Source organism: Streptomyces sp. NPDC002573 (genome assembly GCF_042889625.1).
Classification (GTDB): Bacteria; Actinomycetota; Actinomycetes; order Streptomycetales; family Streptomycetaceae; genus Streptomyces; species Streptomyces gibsoniae.
In genome coordinates this window covers 15,961-38,617 of record NZ_JBIARC010000002.1, presented here as the reverse complement: position 1 = coordinate 38,617, position 22,657 = coordinate 15,961, and the positions used below count along the sequence as shown (strand labels likewise).

General features: G+C 70.4%; 19 protein-coding genes. 10 read left to right on the top strand and 9 right to left on the bottom strand.

Features of this window, described 5'->3' with window-relative positions; genetic code table 11:
* The first annotated feature begins 181 nt into the window (after positions 1-181).
* The 5 genes from ACFYX0_RS02320 to ACFYX0_RS02300 all read left to right on the top strand — a co-directional run bounded on the left by ACFYX0_RS02320 (position 182) and on the right by ACFYX0_RS02300 (position 6,905).
* Positions 182-1,453: an ABC transporter substrate-binding protein gene (locus ACFYX0_RS02320; RefSeq protein ID WP_388965413.1), complete on the top strand. Its 1,272-nt coding sequence runs from the start codon at positions 182-184 to the stop codon at positions 1,451-1,453.
* 247 nt (positions 1,454-1,700) lie between these two features.
* A complete protein-coding gene (locus ACFYX0_RS02315) occupies positions 1,701-3,335 on the top strand; it encodes a glycoside hydrolase family 13 protein (protein WP_388965907.1) in 1,635 nt (544 codons plus the stop codon).
* Between the two features lie 37 nt (positions 3,336-3,372).
* Positions 3,373-4,698, top strand: coding sequence for an ABC transporter substrate-binding protein (locus ACFYX0_RS02310; RefSeq protein ID WP_388965410.1), 1,326 nt, complete (start codon positions 3,373-3,375; stop codon positions 4,696-4,698).
* 6 nt (positions 4,699-4,704) lie between these two features.
* On the top strand, positions 4,705-6,069 hold the full coding sequence (locus ACFYX0_RS02305) for an ABC transporter permease subunit (RefSeq protein ID WP_388965407.1): 1,365 nt from the start codon (positions 4,705-4,707) through the stop codon (positions 6,067-6,069).
* The gene (locus tag ACFYX0_RS02300; protein WP_388965405.1) at positions 6,066-6,905 is read left to right on the top strand and encodes a carbohydrate ABC transporter permease; all 840 of its coding nucleotides are present in this window, start codon (positions 6,066-6,068) and stop codon (positions 6,903-6,905) included. Before ACFYX0_RS02305 ends, ACFYX0_RS02300 begins: the two co-directional genes overlap by 4 nt.
* Before the next feature lie 73 nt (positions 6,906-6,978).
* Here ACFYX0_RS02300 and pgl read toward each other — a convergent pair whose 3' ends face one another.
* Genes pgl through tkt form a run of 5 tightly spaced genes read right to left on the bottom strand, consistent with a single transcriptional unit; the run spans position 6,979 to position 13,605 of the window.
* Positions 6,979-7,761: a 6-phosphogluconolactonase gene (gene pgl, locus ACFYX0_RS02295; protein ID WP_355903532.1), complete on the bottom strand. Its 783-nt coding sequence runs from the start codon at positions 7,759-7,761 to the stop codon at positions 6,979-6,981.
* Positions 7,758-8,816, bottom strand: coding sequence for a glucose-6-phosphate dehydrogenase assembly protein OpcA (gene opcA, locus ACFYX0_RS02290; protein WP_388965402.1), 1,059 nt, complete (start codon positions 8,814-8,816; stop codon positions 7,758-7,760). The genes pgl and opcA overlap by 4 nt, the downstream gene beginning before the upstream one ends.
* Positions 8,813-10,345 carry a glucose-6-phosphate dehydrogenase gene (gene zwf / locus ACFYX0_RS02285; protein WP_355903526.1) on the bottom strand — a complete coding sequence of 511 codons (1,533 nt, stop codon included), beginning with the start codon at positions 10,343-10,345 and terminating at the stop codon, positions 8,813-8,815. Before zwf ends, opcA begins: the two co-directional genes overlap by 4 nt.
* Positions 10,346-10,349: 4 nt before the next feature.
* Entirely contained in the window at positions 10,350-11,468 is a 1,119-nt protein-coding gene (gene tal / locus ACFYX0_RS02280) for a transaldolase (protein ID WP_355903523.1), read from the bottom strand.
* Positions 11,469-11,502: 34 nt separating this feature from the next.
* On the bottom strand, positions 11,503-13,605 hold the full coding sequence (gene tkt, locus ACFYX0_RS02275; RefSeq protein ID WP_388965399.1) for a transketolase: 2,103 nt from the start codon (positions 13,603-13,605) through the stop codon (positions 11,503-11,505).
* 411 nt (positions 13,606-14,016) lie between these two features.
* On the opposite strand from tkt, the gene ACFYX0_RS02270 reads away from it, so the two are divergent.
* The 3 genes from ACFYX0_RS02270 (at position 14,017) to ACFYX0_RS02260 (ending at position 16,632) form a co-directional block, all read left to right on the top strand.
* Positions 14,017-14,970 carry a heme o synthase gene (locus ACFYX0_RS02270; RefSeq protein ID WP_355903969.1) on the top strand — a complete coding sequence of 318 codons (954 nt, stop codon included), beginning with the start codon at positions 14,017-14,019 and terminating at the stop codon, positions 14,968-14,970.
* 130 nt (positions 14,971-15,100) lie between these two features.
* Complete coding sequence (locus ACFYX0_RS02265; RefSeq protein ID WP_311699433.1) at positions 15,101-15,457, top strand: hypothetical protein; 357 nt, start codon at positions 15,101-15,103, stop codon at positions 15,455-15,457.
* Positions 15,458-15,525: 68 nt separating this feature from the next.
* Positions 15,526-16,632 (top strand): amidohydrolase family protein, encoded by a 1,107-nt coding sequence (locus tag ACFYX0_RS02260; RefSeq protein WP_388965396.1) that lies wholly within the window; start codon positions 15,526-15,528, stop codon positions 16,630-16,632.
* A 51-nt stretch (positions 16,633-16,683) separates the two neighbouring features.
* On the opposite strand, the gene ACFYX0_RS02255 is transcribed toward ACFYX0_RS02260, so the two are convergent.
* From ACFYX0_RS02255 to ACFYX0_RS02240, 4 genes are read right to left on the bottom strand one after another with little or no spacing between them, the layout of a single operon-like run.
* Positions 16,684-17,691 (bottom strand): heme A synthase, encoded by a 1,008-nt coding sequence (locus tag ACFYX0_RS02255; protein ID WP_388965393.1) that lies wholly within the window; start codon positions 17,689-17,691, stop codon positions 16,684-16,686.
* A 54-nt stretch (positions 17,692-17,745) separates the two neighbouring features.
* Positions 17,746-18,516: an ABC transporter permease gene (locus ACFYX0_RS02250; RefSeq protein ID WP_388965390.1), complete on the bottom strand. Its 771-nt coding sequence runs from the start codon at positions 18,514-18,516 to the stop codon at positions 17,746-17,748.
* Entirely contained in the window at positions 18,513-19,436 is a 924-nt protein-coding gene (locus ACFYX0_RS02245; protein WP_355903509.1) for an ABC transporter ATP-binding protein, read from the bottom strand. The genes ACFYX0_RS02250 and ACFYX0_RS02245 overlap by 4 nt, the downstream gene beginning before the upstream one ends.
* 51 nt (positions 19,437-19,487) lie before the next feature.
* Entirely contained in the window at positions 19,488-20,279 is a 792-nt protein-coding gene (locus ACFYX0_RS02240; RefSeq protein WP_388965387.1) for an aminoglycoside N(3)-acetyltransferase, read from the bottom strand.
* Between the two features lie 161 nt (positions 20,280-20,440).
* Between ACFYX0_RS02240 and ACFYX0_RS02235 the strand changes: the two genes are divergently transcribed.
* Together ACFYX0_RS02235 and sufB are read left to right on the top strand one after the other, a co-directional pair.
* Positions 20,441-21,211 (top strand): helix-turn-helix transcriptional regulator, encoded by a 771-nt coding sequence (locus tag ACFYX0_RS02235; RefSeq protein WP_388965384.1) that lies wholly within the window; start codon positions 20,441-20,443, stop codon positions 21,209-21,211.
* The gene (gene sufB / locus ACFYX0_RS02230) at positions 21,208-22,629 is read left to right on the top strand and encodes a Fe-S cluster assembly protein SufB (protein ID WP_311699440.1); all 1,422 of its coding nucleotides are present in this window, start codon (positions 21,208-21,210) and stop codon (positions 22,627-22,629) included. Before ACFYX0_RS02235 ends, sufB begins: the two co-directional genes overlap by 4 nt.
* Positions 22,630-22,657 lie beyond the last annotated feature (28 nt).

Genomic DNA, 22,657 nt, shown 5'->3' with positions numbered 1-22,657 from the left:
GAAAGCCCAAGTACATCCAGTACGAGGACTTCCGGCCGGCCGGCCGAGAGCACGCACCGGACGCCGCTCCTCGAAAGGCGAACGTTACCTGCCGGGGCACTAGTATCGCCCATACCTAACAGGTATACATGGCCTCTGACCCGGGCGAGGGTGCCCGGTGCCGGTGTACAGGGAGGAACCTATGCGGTGGATGCGCGCCGCCGGTAGGGGCCTCCTCGTCCTCGCCGTGGTCCTGACCGGCTATGTCGCCTCGGGGGCCCGCGCCGACGACGGGAGCGGCAGCGGCCGCGGGCCGATCACCCTGGCCACCGCGGGCGATCTCACCGGCTATCTCGGCCCGCTCCTCCAGGGCTGGAACCGCACCCACCCCGGCGAGAAGGTCACCCTGGTCGAGCTGCCGGACTCCGCCGACGAGACCCATGCGCAGATGACGACGGACCTGCGCGGCGGCGACCGCAGCCGGTTCGACGTCCTCAACATCGATGTCGCCTGGACCTCCGAGTTCGCGGCGGCCGGCTGGATCCGCCCGCTGCCGCGCGACCGGTTCCCGCTGAAGAGCTTCCTGCCGCCGGTCGTCGGCACGGCGACCTACGACGGGCAGTTGTACGCGGTCCCGTACGTCACCAACGCCGGTCTGCTGCTGTACCGCAAGGACATCCTCGCCAAGGAGGGCGTGGCGCCGCCGCGCACCTGGGCGGAACTGGAGCGGGACGCCAAGTCCATCGCCCCGAAGTACGGACTGGGCGGCTACGCGGGCCAGTTCCTGCCGTACGAGGGCCTCACGGTCAACGCGGCCGAGGCCGTGTACTCGGCGGGCGGCTCGATCCTCGGCGACGAGGGCGAGCGCGTCACCGTGGACTCGGCCGCGGCCCGCGAGGGCATCGGGTTCCTGGCCCGCGGAGTGCGCGAGGGCTGGATTCCCAAAGCGGCGCTGACGTACAAGGAGGAGGAGTCCAAGCAGGCCTTCCAGGACGGCCGGCTGCTCTTCCTGCGCAACTGGCCCTACGCGTATGTCGCCGCCTCCGCCAAGGGATCGCGGGTCGCGGGCGAGGTGGGCGCCGTACCGCTGCCGGGACCGCACGGGCCGGGGACCAGCGTCCTCGGCGGCTCCAACCTGGCCGTCAACACACATGCGCGGCACCCGGATTCCGCCGAGCGCCTGATCGCCTATCTGACCGGCGAGCGGGTCCAGCGCCAGGTCCTCACCCGCGGCGCCCTGCCGCCCGTACGGGCCGCGCTCTACGACGACCCGGAGCTGATACGGCGGTTTCCGTATCTGCCGACCCTGCGCGCGAGCGTGCTGGCCGCCGCGCCGCGCCCCAAGAGCCCGCGCTACGACCAGGTGAGCCTGGCCGTGCAGGCGGTCGTCCATGACGCGCTGACCGGGCACGAGACGCCCGAGAGCGCGGTGCGACGGCTGGCGCGGGAACTGGCCGCCGTCTCCGGCCACTGAGCCGTCCCGGTCCCGATTCCAGGGCCATCTAGTTACTTGTTAGGTAACGCGAGGGTCTCACCTGTGCCGTGAGTGGGTTGATATATCCCTTTATAGCTTCCCAACTGCTCGGTATCTTCTGCGGGTTCGTTGACACCCTTATGACACGCCTACTTAACATGCATGCATAACCACTGGGCCCCTCGCCGGTCATCGTCATGGGCCCTCCCGCACGCACAGACAGGTCGACGGGGTGAGTCTCGAGCGCATCCGCACCCACCGCTGGTGGCGCGACGCAGTGATCTACCAGGTGTACGTCCGCAGCTTCCTGGACAGCACCGGCGACGGCATCGGCGATCTCGCCGGGGTCAGGGCAGGGCTGCCGTACCTGAGGAAGCTCGGCGTCGACGGGATCTGGCTGAGCCCCTTCTACCCCTCACCGCAGCACGACCACGGCTACGACGTCGCCGACTACTGCGACGTGGACCCGCTCTTCGGCGATCTCACCGAGTTCGACCGGCTGACGGCGGCCGCCCACCGGCTCGGCCTCAAGGTCCTTCTCGACGTCGTCCCCAACCACTGCTCCAGCGAGCACCGGTGGTTCCGCGAGGCGCTTGCCGCCGTGCCCGGCAGCCCGGCCCGCGCCCGCTTCCACTTCGCCGACGGCCGGGGACCGGACGGCGCACAGCCGCCCAACAACTGGCACGCCATGTTCGGCGGCCCGGCCTGGACCCGCGTCACCGAGGCGGACGGCCGCCCCGGCCAGTGGTACCTGCACATGTTCACGCCCGAGCAACCCGACTGGAACTGGCGCACCCCCGAGGTCGCCGCCGAGTTCGACCGGGTGCTGCGCTTCTGGCTGGACCGGGGCGTCGACGGTTTCCGTATCGACGTCGCCGCCGGCCTCTTCAAGCACCCCGCACTGCCGGACTCCCCGGACCCGGAGGCCGACGCCCGGACTCGCGACTCGGTCAACCCGCTCGCCTGGAACCAGCCCGAGGTGCACGAGGTCTGGCGGCACTGGCGGGCGGTGTGCGAGGAGTACACCGCACGGGACGGCCGCGAACGCCTGCTGGTCGGCGAGGTCTCCGTGCCGACCGCCCGGGACCACGCCCGATACGTCCGCCCGGACGAGCTGCACCAGGCGTTCTTCTTCGACCTGCTCAGCGCCCCCTGGGACACCGACGCCTTCCGCAAGGTGATCTCGGAGGCCATGCAGGACATCGCCGGCACAGGCTCCACGGTCACCTGGGTGCTCAACAACCACGACCAGGTCCGCACCGTCACCCGCTACGGAGAACCCGCCACCGAGGGCAGCGGCCTGGGAACCGCCCGGGCGCGCGCCGCCGCGCTGCTGATGCTGGCGCTGCCCGGGGCCGCGTACATCTACCAGGGGGAGGAGCTGGGCCTGCCGGAGGTCGTCGATCTGCCCGACGACGTCCTCACCGACCCGATCTTCCGCCGCACCGGCAGTCGCGCCAAGATCCGCGACGGCTGCCGGGTGCCGCTGCCGTGGTCGGGGCAGGCCTCCCCGTTCGGCTTCACCTCCGGCACCGAGAGCGCCAAGCCCTGGCTGCCGCAGCCCGAGTGGTTCGCCGAGCACGCCACCGACCGGGCGCTCGCCGACACCCGCTCCTTCTGGCACCTGTACCGCGACGGTCTGCAACTTCGGGCCACGCTGCCCCAGTTGGGCGAGGGCGATCTGCGCTGGCTGGACACACCGCCCGGCGTCCTCGGCTTCGTCCGCGGCGACGGCCTGGTCTGCGCCGTCAACTTCGGCACCGCCCCCACCCCGGCCCCCGTCCCCGGCACCCCGCTGCTGGCCAGCGGTCCCTGCCCGCCCGGTGTGCTGCCCGGCTCCACCGCCGCCTGGTGGATCGGCGACGAGGCCCTCGCTCTCTGAACCCCTCAGTTTCCCACTCCCCGAAGGGACATCGACGATGATGCGACGACGTACCACCCTGCTCACCGGCTGCACCGCCCTGGCGCTGGCGATCGGCGCGACGGCCTGCGGCGGCGGACCGGTCTCCGCCGGCGGCGGCGACAAGGCGCTCAGCGGCCAGACGGTCACCGTGGCCGGCGTCTGGTCGGGCAGCGAACAGAAGAACTTCCAGAAGGTGCTGGACGCGTTCACCGCGAAGACCGGCGCCAAGACGCAGTTCGTGTCCACCGGCGACAACGTCTCCACGGTTGTCGGCAGCAAGATCGAGGGCGGCAACGCCCCCGACGTGGTGATGGTCCCGCAGGTCGGCGTACTCCAGCAGTTCGCGAAGAAGGGCTGGCTCAAGCCGCTGTCGGCGACCACGCAGGGGACCGTCGACGCCGACTACGCCTCCGTCTGGAAGAAGTACGGCAGCGTCGACGGCACCCTCTACGGCCTGTACTTCAAGGCCGCCCACAAGTCGACCGTCTGGTACAGCCCTGAGGCCCTCAACCAGGCCGGCGTCAAGGCGCCGAAGACGTACGACGAGATGCTCAAGGCCGGGCACACCGTCTCCGACTCCGGGCTCGCAGCCTTCGCCGTCGCCGGGCAGGACGGCTGGACGCTCACCGACTGGTTCGAGAACGTCTACCTCTCCCAGGCCGGACCCGAGAAGTACGACGCCCTCGCCGCCCACCGGCTGAAGTGGACCGACCCGAGCGTGGTCAGGGCGCTCACCACGCTCGGCGCGCTCTTCAAGGACAAGCAGCTGATCGCGGGCGGCCAGAAGGAGGCCCTCGACACCGACTTCCCGGGCTCCGTCGAGAAGGTCTTCGGACCCAAGCCCGAGGCGGGCATGGTCTACGAGGGCGACTTCGTCGCCGGGGTCGCCCACGACCAGTTCGGGAAGACGATCGGCAAGGACGCGGACTTCTTCCCGTTCCCGGCGGTCGACGGCGGCACCGCGCCGGTGGTCAGCGGCGGTGACGCGGCGGTCGTCCTCAAGGACGGCAAGAACGCCAAGGCCGGCATGAAGCTCCTGGAGTACCTGGCGACCCCGGAGGCGGCGGCCGTGTGGGCGAAGGCGGGCGGCTTCCTCTCCCCGAACAAGAAGCTCGACCTCGCCTCCTACGGCGACGACGTCACCCGCGCCACCGCCAAGTCCCTCGTCGGCGCCGGGGACTCGGTCCGCTTCGACATGTCCGACCAGGCGCCCGCGGCCTTCGGCGGCACCAAGGGCACGGGCGAGTGGAAGCTGCTCCAGGACTTCCTGCGCGACCCGTCGAACCCGAAGGCGACCGCCGCGGCGCTGGAGGCCGCCGCGGCCAAGGCCTACCAGGGCTGACCGGTCATGACCGCCACCACGCTCGCGAAAGAGGCGAGCCCCCCGCCCGTCGCGTCCGCCGCCCGCACGCGGCGCACGCGACGGCGCGGCCGGACCGTCGCCCTGCTGTTCGTTCTCCCCGCGCTGATGCTGCTCGGCGCGCTCGTCGTCTACCCGGTGCTGTTCTCCGTCGGCCGCAGCTTCTTCGACGCCTCCGGCACCCGCTTCGTCGGCGGCGACAACTACACCGAGATGTTCCGTGACCCGGCGACGCTGAAGGCCATCCGCAACACTGCGATCTGGGTCGTCGTCGCCCCCGCGCTGCTGACCGGGCTGGGCCTGATCCTGGCCGTCCTGGTCGAGAAGGTCCGCTGGGCCACCGCGTTCAAACTGCTGCTCTTCATGCCGATGGCCGTGTCCTTCCTCGCCGCGGGCATCATCTTCCGGCTCGCCTACGACGAGGACCCGCACAAGGGCGTGCTGAACGCCGCCGTGGTCTCGGTCCACGACGCCTTCGAGGGCACCTCCTCGTATCCGACCGCCCGCGCCCGCCAGGGGCAGGGACTGACCCAGGGCCCGGACGGCTCCTACGCCACGAGCGAGGCCGTCTCACCAGGTGCCTCGGTGACGCTCCCGATGGTCGGCGTGCTGCCCAAGGACCTGCCCCGAGGCGCCGCTCCCGCCGCCGCCGCGGCGGCCGGGCGCCGGCCCGCCCCCGGCGAGCTGCGCGGAGTCGTCTATCTGGACTTCACACCCGGTGGCGGCGGACGGCAGGGCAAGGTCGACCCGCGGGAGAGCGGCCTGCCGGGGATGAAGGTCGAGGCGGTGCGCGACGGGCGGACCGTGGCGCGTGCGACGACCGCGTCCGACGGCTCCTTCCGCTTCCCGAAGCTGGCCTCCGGCACCTACACGGTGAAGCTGCCCGCGGCGAACTTCGCGCCGCCGTACCAGGGCGTCTCCTGGCTCGGGCCGGCCCTGGTCACCCCCGCGATCATCGGGGCGTATCTGTGGATCTGGACCGGCTTCGCGATGGTGCTGATCGGCGCGGGCCTGTCCACCTTGCCGCGGGACGCGCTGGAGGCGGCGCGGATGGACGGGGCGAACGAGTGGCAGATCTTCCGGCGCATCACCGTGCCGCTGCTCGCCCCCGTGCTGACCGTCGTCTTCGTGACCCTCGTCATCAACGTGATGAAGGTCTTCGACCTCGTCTACATCATCGCGCCCGGCCCGGTGCAGGAGGACGCGACCGTCCTCGCCACCCAGATGTGGCTGGTCTCGTTCGGCGGCGGCAACAACCAGGGCCTCGGCAGCGCGCTCGGTGTGCTGCTTCTGCTGCTGGTCGTCCCCGCGATGGTGTTCAACGTCCGCCGCTTCCGAAGGAGTCAGCGATGAACGCGGTCAGGCGTGGCCTGGGCAACGGGCTGGTGCAGGCCTTCCTCGTGGTGATCGGACTGATCTGGCTCACCCCGCTGGCCGGGCTGTTCGTCTCGTCGCTGCGGTCGGCCCAGGACACCGCGAAGGGCGGCTGGTGGACCGCGCTGGCCAGCCCCGGGCAGCTGTCCTTCGGCAACTACTCGGCGCTGCTGAAGAACGCCGGGATCACCCGGGCGTTCTGGAACACGGTGCTGATCTCCGTGCCGACCACCGCGCTGGTCGTGGTCATCGCGGCGCTCGCCGGATACGCCTTCGCCTGGCTGGACTTCCCCGGGCGCGAGCCGCTCTTCCTGCTGGTGGTCGCGCTGCTGGTGGTGCCGGTGCAGATCGGTCTGCTGCCGGTGGCCAAGCTCTTCGGGCAACTGGGGCTGTTCGGCACGATCCCCGGGGTCGTCCTGTTCCATGTGGCCTACGGTCTGCCGTTCGCCGTGTTCCTGCTGCGGAACTACTTCGCCGAGATGCCGAAGGAGATGCTGGAGGCGGCGCGGATGGACGGCGGGAGCGAATGGCGCATCTTCATCCGGCTCGTGCTGCCGGTGGGGCGGCCCGCCATCGCCAGCCTCGCGATCTTCCAGTTCCTGTGGGTGTGGAACGACATGCTGGTGGCCCTGCTGTTCGCCGACAGCTCCTCCCAGCCGCTGACCGTCGAACTTCAGTCACAGATACGGCAGTTCGGCAGCAATATCGACGTGCTCGCGCCGGGCGCGTTTCTGTCCCTGATCGTGCCGGTGGTGGTCTTCTTCGCCTTCCAGCGGCACTTTGTGCAGGGGGTCATGGCGGGCTCGGTCAAGTAGCCCCGCCACCCGGAACGGCGAACGCCGGACGGACCGTGATGCGGCCCGTCCGGCGTTCGATCCCGTCCGTGTCTCAGGCGGACGCCGGCGGATACAACGAGCGCGGCAGCCGGGCGGCCGCCGCCGCGTCCAGCAGCCACAGCGTGCGGGACCTGCCGTACGCGCCGGCCGCCGGAGCCTGGATCTCGCCCGTGCCCGACAACGCCATCGCCACGGCCTGCGCCTTGTCCTCGCCCGCCGCCAGCAGCCACACCTCACGCGCCGCGCGGATCGCCGGCAGCGTCAGGGAGACCCGGGTCGGCGGTGGCTTCGGCGCGCCGTGCACCCCGACCACCGTCCGCTCCGTCTCCCGCACGGCGGGCAGCTCCGGGAAGAGCGAGGCCACATGGGTGTCCGGGCCGACGCCCAGCATCAGGACGTCGAAGGTGGGCACCGAGCCGTGGTTCTCGGGCCCCGCGGCCCGGGCCAGCTCCGCCGCGTACGCCTCGGCCGCCGCCTCCACGTCGGCCCCGTACGGCCCGTCGGACGCGGGCATGGCGTGCACGCGCTTCGGGTCGAGCGGGACGGCGTCGAGCAGCGCCTCGCGCGCCTGGGTGTGGTTGCGCTCCGGGTCGCCCTCCGGCAGGTAGCGCTCGTCGCCCCACCACAGGTCGAGCCGGCCCCAGTCGATGGCGTCCCGGGCGGGTGCGGCGGCGAGCGCGGCGAGCAGCCCGTTGCCGTTGCGCCCGCCGGTGAGCACCACCGAGGCGGAGCCCCGCGAGGCCTGCGCGTCCACGATCTTGGTGATCAGCCGGGCCGCCGCGGCCTGGGCCATCAGTTCCTTGTCGCGGTGGACCACGAGCTGGGGGGTACTCACTTCGCCGCCGCCTTCTTCTCCGGGGCCTTCGGGGCGGTCGGCTTCGGGGCCGGCTTCGCGGCGGTCTGCCCGGGTGCCTCCGCCGCGGACTTCTCCGCTGCGGGTGCCCCGGCCGAGGCCGGTGCGGCCGCGGTGGTCAGCCGGTCCACGCCGTAGCGCAGCGCCGACGCATAGGTGTCGTCCGGGTCCAGCCGGCGCAGCTCCTCCGCGATCAGCTCGGAGGTGTCGCGGCGCTTGAGCGCCACCGCCCGGTCCGGCTGTCCCTCGATCGAGAGCGTGGCCAGCGCGCCGTCCGCCCGGTCCAGGACGATCGGGCCGCAGTTCGTGTCCATCCGGACGGCCGTGAGACCGGGGCCGGCGGACAGGGAGCGCTTGACCGGGACGTCCAGCCGGTTCGCGAGCCACATCGCGAGCAGCTCACAGCTCGGGTTGAACTCCTCGCCCTCCACCTCGACGGCCTTGACCTTGCAGGTGACCTGGTCGAGGGCGGCGGCCAGCATCGAGCGCCAGGGCGTGATGCGGGTCCACGACAGGTCGGTGTCGCCGGGCGTGTAGGCGTCGGCGCGGGCGCTCAGCTCCCGCACCGGCGCCTCGGCCGTGTAGGTGTCGGTGACCCGGCGCTGGGCGAGCGCGCCCAGCGGGTCGTTGGCCGGGTCGAGCGGGGCGTTCACCGGCCACCACACGACCACGGGCGCGTCGGGCAGCAGCAGCGGCAGCACCACCGAGTCGGCGTGGTTGACCACCTCGCCGTACAGCCGCAGGACGACCGTCTCGCCGGTGCCCGCCTCGGCACCCACCCGCACCTCGGCGTCCAGCCGCGAGGACGTGCGGTCGCGCGGGGAACGCGACACGCGCTTGATGACCACCAGGGTCCGCGAGGGGTGCTCGCGGGACGCGTCATTGGCGGCCCGCAGGGCGTCGTAGGCGTTCTCCTCGTCGGTGACGATGACCAGCGTGAGCACCATGCCGACGGCGGGGGTGCCGATGGCACGGCGGCCCTCCACCAGCGCCTTGTTGATCTTGCTGGCCGTGGTGTCCGTCAGGTCTATCTTCATGGGCGGCGCCAGCTCCGTCCGTCTCGTTCCAGCATCTTGTCGGCCTGGACGGGCCCCCAGGTGCCGGCCGGATACTGCGCGGGCTTGCCGTGCCTGTCCCAGTACTCCTCGATCGGGTCGAGGATCTTCCAGGACAGCTCGACCTCCTCGGTGCGCGGGAAGAGGTTGGAGTCGCCGAGCAGGACGTCCAGGATCAGCCGCTCGTACGCCTCCGGGCTGGACTCCGTGAACGACTCGCCGTAGGCGAAGTCCATGGACACGTCCCGGATCTCCATCGACGTGCCCGGCACTTTGGAGCCGAAGCGCACGGTGACGCCCTCGTCCGGCTGGACGCGGATGACGACCGCGTTCTGCCCGAGTTCCTCGGTGGCGGTGGTGTCGAAGGGGGAGTGCGGGGCGCGCTGGAAGACCACCGCGATCTCGGTGACCCGGCGGCCCAGCCGCTTGCCGGCGCGCAGGTAGAAGGGAACGCCCGCCCAGCGGCGGTTGTCGATCGCCAGCTTCACCGCGGCGTAGGTGTCGGTCTTCGACTGCGGGTCGATGCCCTCCTCCTGGAGGTAGCCGATGACCTTCTCGCCGCCCTGCCAGCCGGACGTGTACTGGGCGAACACCGTGTCGCGGCCCAGGTCCTTGGGCAGCCGGACGGCCCCGAGCACCTTGGTCTTCTCGGCCGCGAGCGCGTCCGCGCCGAAGGAGGAGGGCTCCTCCATGGCCGTCAGCGCCATCAGCTGGAGCAGGTGGTTCTGGATGACGTCACGGGCCGCGCCGATGCCGTCGTAGTAGCCCGCCCGGCCGCCGATGCCGATGTCCTCGGCCATGGTGATCTGCACATGGTCCACGAAGGACCGGTTCCAGACCGGCTCGAACAGCTGGTTGGCGAAGCGCAGCGCCAGGATGTTCTGGACGGTCTCCTTGCCCAGGTAGTGGTCGATGCGGAAGACCTGGTCCGGGGCGAAGACCTCGTGCACGATCGCGTTGAGCTCCTCGGCCGACCTCAGATCGTGACCGAAGGGCTTCTCGATGACCGCCCGGCGCCAGGAGTCCTCCGTCTGGTCGGCCAGACCGTGCTTCTTCAGCTGCTGGATGACCACCGGGAAGGAGCGCGGCGGCACCGAGAGATAGAAGGCGAAGTTGCCTCCCGTGCCCTGTGCCTTGTCCAGCTCGTCGATGGTGGCGCGCAGCCGCTCGAACGCGTCGTCGTCGTCGAAGGTGCCCTGGACGAAGCGCATGCCCTGGATGAGCTGCTGCCAGACCTCCTCGCGGAAGGGGGTACGGGCATGCTCCTTGACCGCGTCGTGGACCTCCTTCGCGAAGTCCTCGTCCTGCCATTCGCGGCGGGCGAAGCCGACGAGCGAGAAGCCCGGCGGCAGCAGGCCGCGGTTGGCCAGGTCGTATACCGCAGGCATCAGCTTTTTACGTGACAAATCGCCCGTAACGCCGAAAATCACCAGGCCCGACGGACCCGCGATACGCGGGAGCCGTCGGTCCGCGGCGTCACGAAGCGGATTCGCTCCGTGTACGGATGTCAAGGTGTCAGCCTTCCGAGGGGGCGAGGCGCTTGAGTTCCGCCTCGGTCGACTTCAGGAGGTCGATCCAGGACGCCTCGAACTTCTCGACGCCCTCGTCCTCCAGGAGCTGGACCACGTCGTCGTACGAGATCCCGAGCTTCTCGACGGCGTCCAGGTCGGCGCGCGCCTGCTCGTAGGTGCCGGCGATGGTGTTGCCGGTGATCTCGCCGTGGTCCTCGGTGGCCACCATGGTGGCCTCCGGCATGGTGTTCACCGTGTTCGGCGCCACCAGGTCCTCGACGTACATGGTGTCCTTGTACGCCGGGTCCTTGACGCCCGTGGACGCCCACAGCGGGCGCTGCTTGTTGGCCCGCGCCTTGTCCAGGGCGAGCCAGCGGTCGCTGGTGAACACCTCTTCGTAGGCCTCGTAGGCGAGGCGGGCGTTGGCGATGGCCGCCTTGCCGCGCAGCGCCTTGGCCTCGGGGGTGCCGAGCGCGTCGATCCGCTTGTCGATCTCGGTGTCCACACGGGACACGAAGAAGGACGCCACCGAGTGGATCTTGGACAGGTCCAGGCCGCGCTCCTTGGCCTTCTCCAGGCCGGTCAGGTAGGCGTCCATGACCTTGCGGTAGCGGTCGAGCGAGAAGATCAGCGTGACGTTGACGCTGATGCCGTTGCCGATCGTCTCTGCGATCGCCGGAAGACCCGCCTCGGTGGCCGGGATCTTGATGAGCGTGTTCGGCCGGTCGACCAGCCAGGCCAGCTGCCTGGCCTCGGCGACGGTGGCCCGGGTGTTGTGCGCCAGACGCGGGTCGACCTCGATCGACACGCGGCCGTCCTGGCCCTGCGTGGCGTCGAACACCGGACGCAGGATGTCGGCGGCGTCCCGGACGTCCGCCGTGGTGATCATGCGGATCGCCTCGTCGACGGTGACCTTGCGGGCGGCGAGGTCGGCGAGCTGCTGCTCGTAGCCGTCGCCCGACGAGATCGCCTTCTGGAAGATCGTCGGGTTGGTGGTGACGCCCACGACGTGCTGCTGGTCGATCAGTTCGGCGAGATTGCCGGACGTGATCCGCTTGCGCGACAGGTCGTCCAGCCAGATCGCGACGCCCTCCTCGGAGAGGCGCTTGAGTGCGTCTGTCATGGAAAATGCATCTCCTACGTGTCGTGTATCAGCGTCAGCGCTGGGCTGCGGCGATCGATTCCCGGGCGGCGGATGCGACGTTCTCGGCAGTGAAGCCGAACTCGCGGAAAAGCACCTTGCCGTCGGCCGAAGCACCGAAGTGCTCCAGGGAAACGATGCGGCCCGCATCCCCGACGAACCGGTGCCAGGTGAGGCCGATCCCGGCCTCGACCGCGACCCGGGCCTTCACCGACGGCGGCAGGACGCTGTCCCGGTACCCCTGGTCCTGCTCCTCGAACCACTCCACCGAGGGCATCGACACGACCCGGGTCGGAACGCCCTCGGCCTGGAGCTGCTCACGGGCCTCGACGGCGAGGTGCACCTCGGAGCCGGTGGCGATCAGGATCACCTGCGGCTCCGCGCTCTGCCCTTCGGGCCCTTCCGCCTCGAACATCACATAACCGCCGCGGACGGTGTCCTCGTTGGGCGCGTACGTCGGCACGCCCTGACGGGTCAGCGCCAGACCGTGCGGAGCGCCCTTGCCGAACTCCTTGGTCCAGCGGCGCTGGATCTCGCGCCAGGCGATCGCGGTCTCGTTGGCGTCGGCCGGACGGACGACGTTGAGGCCCGGGATGGCGCGCAGGCTGGCCAGGTGCTCGACGGGCTGGTGGGTCGGGCCGTCCTCGCCCAGACCGATGGAGTCGTGCGTCCACACGTACGTCACCGGCACGTGCATCAGGGCCGACAGGCGCACGGCGTTGCGCATGTAGTCGGAGAAGACGAGGAAGGTGCCGCCGTAGACGCGGGTGTTGCCGTGCAGCGTGATGCCGTTCATCTCCGCGGCCATGGAGTGCTCGCGGATACCGAAGTGGATCGTGCGCCCGTACGGGTTCGCCTCCGGCAGCGGGTTGTCCGCCGGCAGGAACGAGCTGTTCTTGTCGATGGTGGTGTTGTTCGAGCCGGCCAGGTCGGCAGAGCCGCCCCACAGCTCGGGCAGGACCGCGCCGAGCGCCTGCAGCACCTTGCCGGAGGCGGCACGGGTGGCCACCGCCTTGCCCTCCTCGAAGACCGGCAGCACGTCCTCCCAGCCGAGGGGGAGCTCGCCCTTGCTGATGCGGTCGAACTCGGCGGCGCGCTCCGGGTTGCCGGTCCGCCACTCCTCGAAGGTCTTCTCCCACTCGGCCTTGGCCTCACGCCCGCGCTCCAGCGCCTTGCGGGTGTGCGCCAGGACCTCGTCGGTGACCTCGAAGGACTTCTCGGGGTCGAAGCCGAGGACGCGCTTGGTGGCCGCGACCTCCTCCTCGCCCAGCGCCGAGCCGTGCGCGGCCTCGGTGTTCTGGGCGTTCGGGGCGGGCCAGGCGATGATCGAGCGCATCGCGATGAAGGACGGCCGGTCGGTGACCTTCTTGGCCGCCTCGATCGCGTCGTAGAGCGCGTGCGGGTCCAGGTCGCCGTCCGGCTTCGGCGCCACGCGCTGCACGTGCCAGCCGTAGGCCTCGTAGCGCTTGACCGTGTCCTCGGAGATCGCGGTCTCGGTGTCGCCCTCGATCGAGATGTGGTTGTCGTCCCACAGCAGGATCAGGTTGCCGAGTTCCTGGTGACCGGCCAGCGAGGACGCCTCCGCGGAGATGCCCTCCTGCAGACAGCCGTCACCGGCGATGCAGTAGATGAAGTGGTCGAAGGGCGAAGCGCCCTGCGCGGCGTCCGGGTCGAACAGGCCGCGCTCGTACCGGGAGGCCATCGCCATGCCCACCGCGTTGGCGACACCCTGGCCCAGCGGGCCGGTCGTCGTCTCCACGCCCGTGGTGTGCCCGTACTCCGGGTGGCCGGGGGTCTTCGAGCCCCAGGTGCGGAACGCCTTCAGATCGTCCAGCTCCAGGCCGAAACCGGCCAGGTAGAGCTGGGTGTAGAGGGTCAGGGACGAGTGACCGGCGGACAGTACGAAGCGGTCGCGCCCCACCCAGTCGGCGTCCGCCGGGTCATGGCGCATCACCTTCTGGAAGAGGGTGTAGGCGGCCGGAGCCAGGCTCATCGCCGTACCCGGATGGCCGTTGCCGACCTTCTGTACGGCATCGGCGGCCAGGACGCGGGCGGTGTCCACGGCCCGCTGGTCCAACTCGGTCCACTCGAGGTCTGTGGTGGTCGGCTTGGTGCTCACCCTGAGTCAGGGCTCCTCTCCACATGTCGAATGCCGGTGCACTGAACGCCCACCGGCCGCTGCTGAGCCTACCCCTGTGTGTACGTGCGTCTTTTCGAGTCATTCCAGACTGCCGGGAGTCGCTCCGATCCGCCTCCCGACCGGCTGGAACGCTATGCGACACATGAATACGGAGCCGCTCATCCGTCTGCTCAATCGAGCGGTTCGCGGCTCGTGCATTTCCGCCTTTCCGTCGTCATTCCGTCCGCTCAATGGAGGGATGCCGCTGCTCACCCGCGCACCGGGCGGCGCTCCCAACACGACCGACCCCCGCGAAGGGCGGGCTGGGGGCAACGTCTAAAGTTGCGTGGGTACGCGCGAGCCTTTACCGCAAGTTCACAGCCCGGGCTCGCTGGGATGTCTCTGTCAGGGGTGTACGTGACGGCCGTCGAATCCCGTCCGCCGGGAGTGCTCGGGACGAGCAGCAGCCGGGGCCAGCGGCCGTTTGGGGCCCGTGTCAAGGCGTTCGTGGCGCTGACCAAGCCGCGGATCATCGAACTGCTTCTGATCACCACCGTTCCGGTGATGTTCCTCGCCCAGCAGGGCGTGCCGAGCCTCAGACTCGTGGTGCTCACCTGCCTCGGCGGCTACCTCTCCGCGGGCGGCGCCAACGCGCTGAACATGTACATCGACCGTGACATCGACGCGCTCATGGAGCGCACGTCGCAGCGTCCGCTGGTCACCGGCATGGTCAGTCCCCGTGAGTGCCTCGCCTTCGGCATCACGCTGGCGGTCGTCTCGACGCTGCTGTTCGGATTTACCGTCAACTGGCTGTCCGCCTGGCTGTCGCTCGGAGCGCTGCTCTTCTACGTCGTCGTCTACACGATGATCCTCAAACGACGTACGTCGCAGAACATCGTGTGGGGCGGCATCGCCGGCTGCCTCCCGGTCCTCATCGGCTGGTCCTCCGTCACCGACTCCCTGTCGTGGGCGCCGGTCATCCTGTTCCTCGTCATGTTCTTCTGGACGCCGCCGCACTACTGGCCGCTGTCCATGAAGGTCAAGGAGGACTACGCGCGCGTGGGCGTGCCGATGCTGCCGGTCATCGCCTCCAACAAGGTGGTCGCCCGGCAGATCGTGATCTACAGCTGGGTGATGGTCGTGGTCTCGCTGCTGCTCACGCCGCTCGGCTACACGGGATGGTTCTACACGGCGGTCGCACTCGCGGCCGGCGGCTGGTGGCTGTGGGAGGCGCACGCGCTGCAGAACCGCGCGAAGGCGGAGGCGACCGGCGTGAAGCTGAAGGAGATGCGCCTCTTCCACTGGAGCATCACCTATGTCTCGCTGCTGTTCGTCGCGGTGGCCGTGGACCCGTTCCTTCGGTAACGGCCGTACGGAGACCTGACGGGAGTGGGGGTCCCCCTGCTCGAGCGAAGCCGAGAGCTTGGGGGTGCGTGGTCAAGGCCACGCACCCCTCCCGTCGCCCTTCGTTCTACTCGTCGGTAGCATCCTGGCCATGGCAGACACGCAGCAGGTTGACGAGGGCACCGACGCCAAGCAGGCCGCGAAGGCCGAGCGCCGGGCGGCCCGGCTCGCCAAGGAGATCGACGCCTTCGCCAAGGCGCACGGCGGCGCCGAGGGTCAGGTGGCGTACATCGGGGAGCGCGGCGCCCGGATCGTGCTCGTCGGCGAGGACGGCGGGTGGGGTGACCTCGTCGCACCTACGTACGACATCGCCGAGAAGGCGGTACAGAAGGCGGGAATCACCGTCCACGAGGCCTTCGACGGCGAGTTCGCGGGCAAGGTCAGGACCGGTCCGTACGAGTGGACGCGGATGGCCGGGATCCAGTTGGGCGGCAAGCGCACCGCCTGAGAGCAACACCTCCCGCCGGTTCACCCGTTAGGACCTTTGGAGGCACGGTCCAGTCGCGGGGAGTCCGGATGATCGAAACGCCGTCCCTGGTGGACCAGTACTGCCACGGCGTGCTCCGTACCGAGCTGGGCCTCGGCACGTTCGAGGCCCACCTGGCCCGCACCGAGGGCCCACCGGCCGCGGGCACCACCCTCTTCGACACCCAGACCGGTTTCGCCGTACGCCGCTGGTGCCCGCCGCTGCTCGGCCTGGAGCCGCACTGCCCGCCCGCCCGCTATCTCGCGCGGCGCCGCGAACTCGGCGTCCTGGAGACGGACCGCCGACTGCTGCGGGGCAGCGGCATCACCACCTATCTCGTCGACGCCGGGCTGCCCGGCGATCTGACCGGGCCGTCCGAGATGGCCTCCGCGGGCGACGCCGAGGCCCACGAGATCGTCCGTCTGGAGCTGCTCGCCGAACAGGTGGCCGACACCTCCGGCACGGTGGAGGCGTTCCTCGCAAATCTGGCCGAGTCGATCCACGGGGCGGCGGCCCACGCGGTGGCGTTCACGTCCCTGGCCGGCGTACGGCACGGTCTGGCGCTCGCGCCGGAGCCGCCGGGGCCGGGGGAGGTGCGAGGCGCCGCAGGCCGCTGGCTCGCCGGACGCCGGGTGGGCGGCGCCCTGTCGGATCCGGTCCTGCTCCGCCATCTGCTGTGGAGCGCGGTGGCCTCGGGCCGCCCCCTCCAGCTCCACGCGGGCCTCGGCGAACCGGGTCTGCGCATCGACCGCACCGATCCGGTGCTGCTCACCGACTTCGTGCGCGCCACGGCCGGGCTCGGCACGGACCTGGTGCTGCTGCACGGCTATCCGTACCACCGGCACGCAGCGCATCTGGCGGGGGTGTTCCCGCATGTCTACGCGGACCTGGGCGCGGTGCTCGCCCGTACCGGTGCCCGGGCCGCCGCCGTCCTGGCCGAACTGCTGGAACTGGCCCCCTTCGGCAAGCTCCTCTTCTCCAGCGGCGCCCACGGCCTGCCCGAGCTGCATGTGATCGGCGCCCGTCTGTTCCGGGAGGCGCTCTCCCGGGTGCTGGGCGGCTGGGTCGCCGAGGGCGCCTGGTCGCTGGAGGACGCGCAGCGGGTGGCGGGGATGATCGCCGCGGGGAACGCACGACGGGTGTACGGGCTGACCTGACCGTACGTCCGCCGTGCGACCCGGATCAGCGGTGCCGTACGGGGCCCGTGGTCACGCGGTGGTGAGCGCCGACTCCGCCGAAGGGCCCGGAAGATCCGCCGTCAGGGAGGGGCGCTCACGCAGCGACAGCAGCACGCGCAGCGTTCCGATCCACACCAGGCAGGAGCCGAACATGTGGACGCCGACCAGTGTCTCGGGGAGGTGCGTGAAGTACTGCACATAGCCCACCACTCCCTGGGCCAGCAGCACCACGAACAGATCGCGGGTGCGGTGCAGCGGTCCCGTGGGCGCGTCGACCGCCTTGAGGACGAACCACAGCGCGAAGGTCAGCGTCACCACGATCCAGGCGAACACGGCGTGCAGCTTGCTGACCGTCTCCCAGTCGATCGGGATGCGCTTGACGTCGCTGGAGTCACCGGCGTGCGGTCCGGCACCCGTGACCACCGTGCCGACCGTGATCAGCAGCGCCGAGGCGACGACCAGGAACCACACCAGCTGCTGCACGGCCTTGCCGACCAGCGGGCGCGGTGCCGCGTCGCCCTCGCGGGTGCGCTGCCACATGACCGCGGCCACCGTGATGAGCGCGGTGGTGAGCAGGAAGTGGGCGGCGACGGTGTACGGGTTGAGACCGACGAGGACGACGATGCCGCCGAGGATCGCGTTGCTCATCACGATCCAGAACTGCGCCCAGCCGAGCCGGGTGAGGCTGCGCCGCCGCGGCTTCTCCGAGCGCGCCGCGATGATCGCCCAGCCGACCGCCGCGCACAGCACGTACGTCAGCATGCGGTTGCCGAACTCGATGGCGCCGTGCAGGCCCATCGCGCTGGTCGTGGTCAGCGAGTCGTTCGTGCACTCCGGCCAGGTCGGGCAGCCGAGCCCCGAGCCGGTCAGGCGCACGGCACCACCGGTGACCACGAGGACCACCGACATGGCGAGCGCGGCGAACGCCGCCCGCTGCACCGTCCGGGGTTCCGGGGTCCAGCGTGCGGCGATGAAGGCGAGCGGGTTGCGCACGGCCGCTACGGCATCGGCGCGGGTCACGTTTGGCACGCCCCTCATCGTAGGGGGCCGCTTGTGCATGAATTCACGTGGGTCGGGCCCATGGCCGGCCACTCACTCCCAGCGGAAGAACCGGCCGGCCACGGCCAGTCCCACGACCGCCCACACCGCGAGGATCCCCAGGTCGCCGACGGGCATGCCGGCACCGTGCTGGAGGACGCTCCTGAGGCCGTCCGAGAGCGCGGAGATCGGCAGCAGGCCGAGGACGTCCTGCGCGCCGGAGGGGAACTTGTCCAGCGGCACGATCACACCGCCGCCGACGAGCAGCAGCAGAAAGACCAGGTTCGCCGCGGCCAGGGTGGCCTCCGCCTTCAGCGTGCCCGCCATCAGCAGACCGAGCCCGGAGAACGCCGCCGTCCCCAGGACCAGCAGGAGCAGCACGGCGAACGGGTTGCCGTGCGGCGACCAGCCCAGCGCGAAGGCGATGACCGTCAGCAGGATCACCTGGAGGATCTCGGTGACCAGGACGGAGGCCGTCTTCGCGGTCATCAGGGCCCAGCGGGGCAGCGGCGAGGACGCGAGCCGCTTCAGCACGCCGTAGCGGCGCTCGAAGCCCGTCCCGATGGCCTGCCCGGTGAACGCGGTCGACATCACTGCGAGCGCGAGGATGCCGGGGGTGAGGAAGTCCACCGCCTTGCCCGCGCCGGTGTCCACGATGTCGACCGAGCTGAAGAGGACCAGCAGCAGCGTCGGGATGACGACCGTCAGCAGCAGCTGCTCGCCGTTGCGCAGCAGCATCTTCGTCTCGAGCACGGCCTGCGCCGCGATCATCCGCGCCAGCGGCGCGGCGCCGGGCTCGGGGGTGTACGTACCGGCGGTGGTCATGAGCGCAGCTCCTTGCCGGTCATTTCCAGGAAGACGTCTTCGAGGGTGTGCCGTTCGACGGAGATCCGGTCCGGCATCACCCCGTGCTGGGCGCACCAGGAGGTGACCGTGGCGAGCAGCTGAGGATCGACCTTGCCGACGACGCGGTACGCGCCCGGCGTCAGTTCCGCCGCCGTGCAGTCCGCCGGCAGGGCCTTGAGCAGGGACCCCACGTCGAGGCCCGGCCGGCCCGTGAAGCGCAGCGTGTTCTCGGCGCCGCCGCGGCACAGCTCCTCGGGGGAGCCCTGGACGATGACCCGGCCCGCGTCGATGATCGCGACATCGTCGGCGAGCTGCTCGGCCTCGTCCATGAAGTGGGTCGTCAGGATCACGGAGACGCCGTCGGCACGCAGATCGCGCACCAGGTCCCAGGTGGCGCGGCGGGCCTGCGGGTCCAGGCCGGCGGTGGGCTCGTCCAGGAAGACCAGCTCCGGGCGGCCGACTATGGCCATCGCGAGCGCCAGCCGCTGCTGCTGGCCGCCGGACAGCCGCCGGTAGGGCGTCCGTCCGCAGCTGCCGAGCCCGAGCCGCTCCATGAGCGTGTCCACGTCCAGCGGGTGGGCGTGCAGCTTCGCCACGTGCCGGAGCATCTCCTCGGCGCGGGCGCTCGCGTACACACCGCCGGACTGGAGCATCACGCCGATGCGGGGGCGCAGCGCGGCGGCGTCGCGGACCGGGTCGAGGCCGAGGACGCGCACCGTGCCGGAGTCCGGCCTCCGGTATCCCTCGCAGGTCTCGACGGTGGTCGTCTTGCCCGCCCCGTTGGGGCCGAGTACGGCGGTGACACCCGCTTCGGCCACCAGGTCGAGGCCGTCCACAGCGGTCTTCGTGCCGTACCGCTGCACCAGGGACTGCACCTGGATGACCGGCTCACTTCGCATGGGCCAGAGTCTAGGTAGGCGCGCCGCGCGCCGGACGAGGGGGTCCGAAAACTACTCGTCTCGTGGCCGGTGCAGGCCCAGCCACCGCTGCGCGTAGGCCACCGCGTCCGCCACCGGGAAGAGCCGTGCGCGGGCCGCGCCCACCGTTGCGCGGATCACCGCACGGTCCCGCTCGAAGTCATGGCCCAGCTCGTCGAACCGGTCGGAGGTGATCGAGACCTCGGTCACCACCTCCCAGCCGTCCGGTCCGGGCCGTCCCACCCGGACCAGAGGGGAGGGGATCCGGTACTCGGCGAGATGGAAGCTCGTACAGGTGTCGTAGCCCGTGCCCAGCAGGAGCACCCGGGCTCCCATCGTCTCCAGCCGCGCCAGCGGGCTGTGCTCGCCGAGCCGGCAGTCGGTCGCGTGCCCCGCGACCACCTCCGCCGCCCGGGCTCCGACGGCCGCGAAGGAGGTCTGCGGGTGCGCGCTGCGCAGGGCACCCGGCCATCGCCGGACGGTCTCCGGTATCACCCCGACCCCGAGCGAGGGGGTGACGAGCGGGTCGTAGGCGGGCATCGTGGCGCGGATCGTGCCCCACCACTCCCGGGGCACCGGGGGACGGGACCACACCGCCGGGTCCGAGAGATGCCCGGTCTGGGTGGGGACCACCAGGGTGCCGTCCGGGCCGAGCGCGTCGAGCAGCCCCTGGACGACCGCGACGGCGCCTCCGCAGACCCAGCCGAGCGCGCTGAGCGAGGAGTGCACGAGGAGGGTCTCGCCGGGCTGGACGCCGAGCGTGCGCAGCTGCGCGAAGACCGTGTCCCGGGTGACAAGAGGGCCGGTCGGAGGGGGTGTGGACATGGTCCGGGAGTCTCGCGCAGACCATCGCGGACCGCCACCCGTTTGATCGATCAGAGATCGTTTGCGCAGGTCAGTTTAGGTATGCCTAAGTGATGTACCGCACCGGCGGCCCACTCCGACGCCGCTTGTCAGTCTTCGAGGAATTACGCAACAATGGCGTTGTGAAAAACGTCGGCGAGGCCCAGGAGGCACCTACGGGGGCCCCTCAGGAGGAACTCGGGACCGGGGAGCGCTCCACGCGCAACCGGGTCGCGCGCTCCATCCTGGACCACGGCCCGTCGACCGTCGCCGAGCTGGCCGGACGGCTGGGACTCACCCAGGCGGCCGTACGCCGGCATCTGGACGCCCTGGTCGCGGACACCGTGGTCCAGGCGCGCGAGCAGCGGGTGTACGGGGCGCGTACGCGCGGCCGTCCCGCCAAGGTCTTCGCGCTCACCGACTGCGGCCGGGACGCCTTCGACCAGTCGTACGACAAGCTGGCCGTGGACGCGCTGCGCTGGATCCAGGAGCGGTTCGGCGGGGACGAGGCCGTCGTCGCTTTCGCGCGCGCGAGGATCGCCGAGCAGGCCACCGCCTACCGCCGGGCCATCGAGGCCGCCGACCCCGAACGGCGGACCGAAGCCCTGGCCAAGGCGCTGAGCGCGGACGGGTACGCTGCCACGGCGCGCAGCGCGCCGGTCGGCGAACAGCTCTGCCAGCACCACTGCCCGGTCGCCCACGCCGCGGAACAGTTCCCCCAGCTGTGCGAGGCCGAGACGGAGATCTTCTCCGAGCTGCTCGGCACGCATGTCCAGCGACTGGCGACGATCGCGCACGGTGACGGCGTCTGCACGACGTTCATCCCCAAGACGCCCCCGGCGACCAAAGCCCCAAAGATTTCCGAGACCACCCACAACGCATCTGCCAGCACGGCCGGGAGGAACCCCGCATGACTCTCCCCACGGAGACTGCCCACCCCGAACTCGAGGGCCTGGGCAAGTACGAATACGGCTGGGCCGACTCCGACGAGGCCGGTGCCGCGGCGAAGCGCGGTCTGAACGAGGACGTCGTCCGTGACATCTCCGGCAAGAAGTCCGAGCCGGAGTGGATGACCAAGCTGCGCCTCAAGGGTCTGAAGCTCTTCGAGAAGAAGCCCATGCCGAACTGGGGCTCGGACCTGTCGGGCATCGACTTCGACAACATCAAGTACTTCGTGCGCTCCACGGAGAAGCAGGCGGAGTCCTGGGAGGACCTGCCCGAGGACATCAAGAACACGTACGACAAGCTCGGCATCCCCGAGGCGGAGAAGCAGCGCCTCGTGGCCGGTGTCGCGGCCCAGTACGAGTCGGAGGTCGTCTACCACCAGATCCGCGAGGACCTGGAGGAGCAGGGCGTCATCTTCCTGGACACCGACACGGCGCTCAAGGAGCACCCGGAGCTGTTCAAGGAGTACTTCGGCACGGTCATCCCGGCGGGTGACAACAAGTTCGCCGCGCTGAACACCGCCGTGTGGTCCGGCGGCTCCTTCATCTACGTGCCGCCGGGCGTGCACGTGGAGATCCCGCTTCAGGCCTACTTCCGTATCAACACGGAGAACATGGGCCAGTTCGAGCGGACCCTGATCATCGTCGACGAGGGTGCCTACGTGCACTACGTCGAGGGCTGCACGGCCCCGATCTACAAGTCGGACTCGCTGCACTCCGCGGTCGTCGAGATCATCGTCAAGAAGAACGCCCGCTGCCGTTACACGACCATCCAGAACTGGTCGAACAACGTCTACAACCTGGTCACCAAGCGCGCCGTGGCCTACGAGGGCGCCACCATGGAGTGGATCGACGGCAACATCGGCTCCAAGGTGACGATGAAGTACCCGGCCGTCTACCTGATGGGCGAGCACGCCAAGGGCGAGACACTCTCCATCGCCTTCGCCGGCGAGGGCCAGCACCAGGACGCCGGCTCCAAGATGGTCCACATGGCGCCGAACACCTCGTCCAACATCGTGTCGAAGTCCGTGGCGCGTGGCGGCGGCCGTACGTCCTACCGAGGTCTGGTCGAGATCGGCGAGGGCGCGCACGGCTCCAAGTCGAACGTGCTGTGCGACGCGCTGCTCGTCGACACCATCTCCCGCTCGGACACGTACCCGTACGTCGACGTCCGCGAGGACGACGTGTCCATGGGCCACGAGGCGACCGTCTCCAAGGTCTCCGAGGACCAGCTCTTCTACCTGATGAGCCGCGGCCTCTCCGAGTTCGAGGCGATGGCGATGATCGTGCGCGGCTTCGTCGAGCCGATCGCCAAGGAGCTGCCCATGGAGTACGCGCTCGAACTCAACCGGCTGATCGAGCTGCAGATGGAAGGCGCGGTCGGCTGAGACCCGGCCCCCGACAGCAGCACGCAGA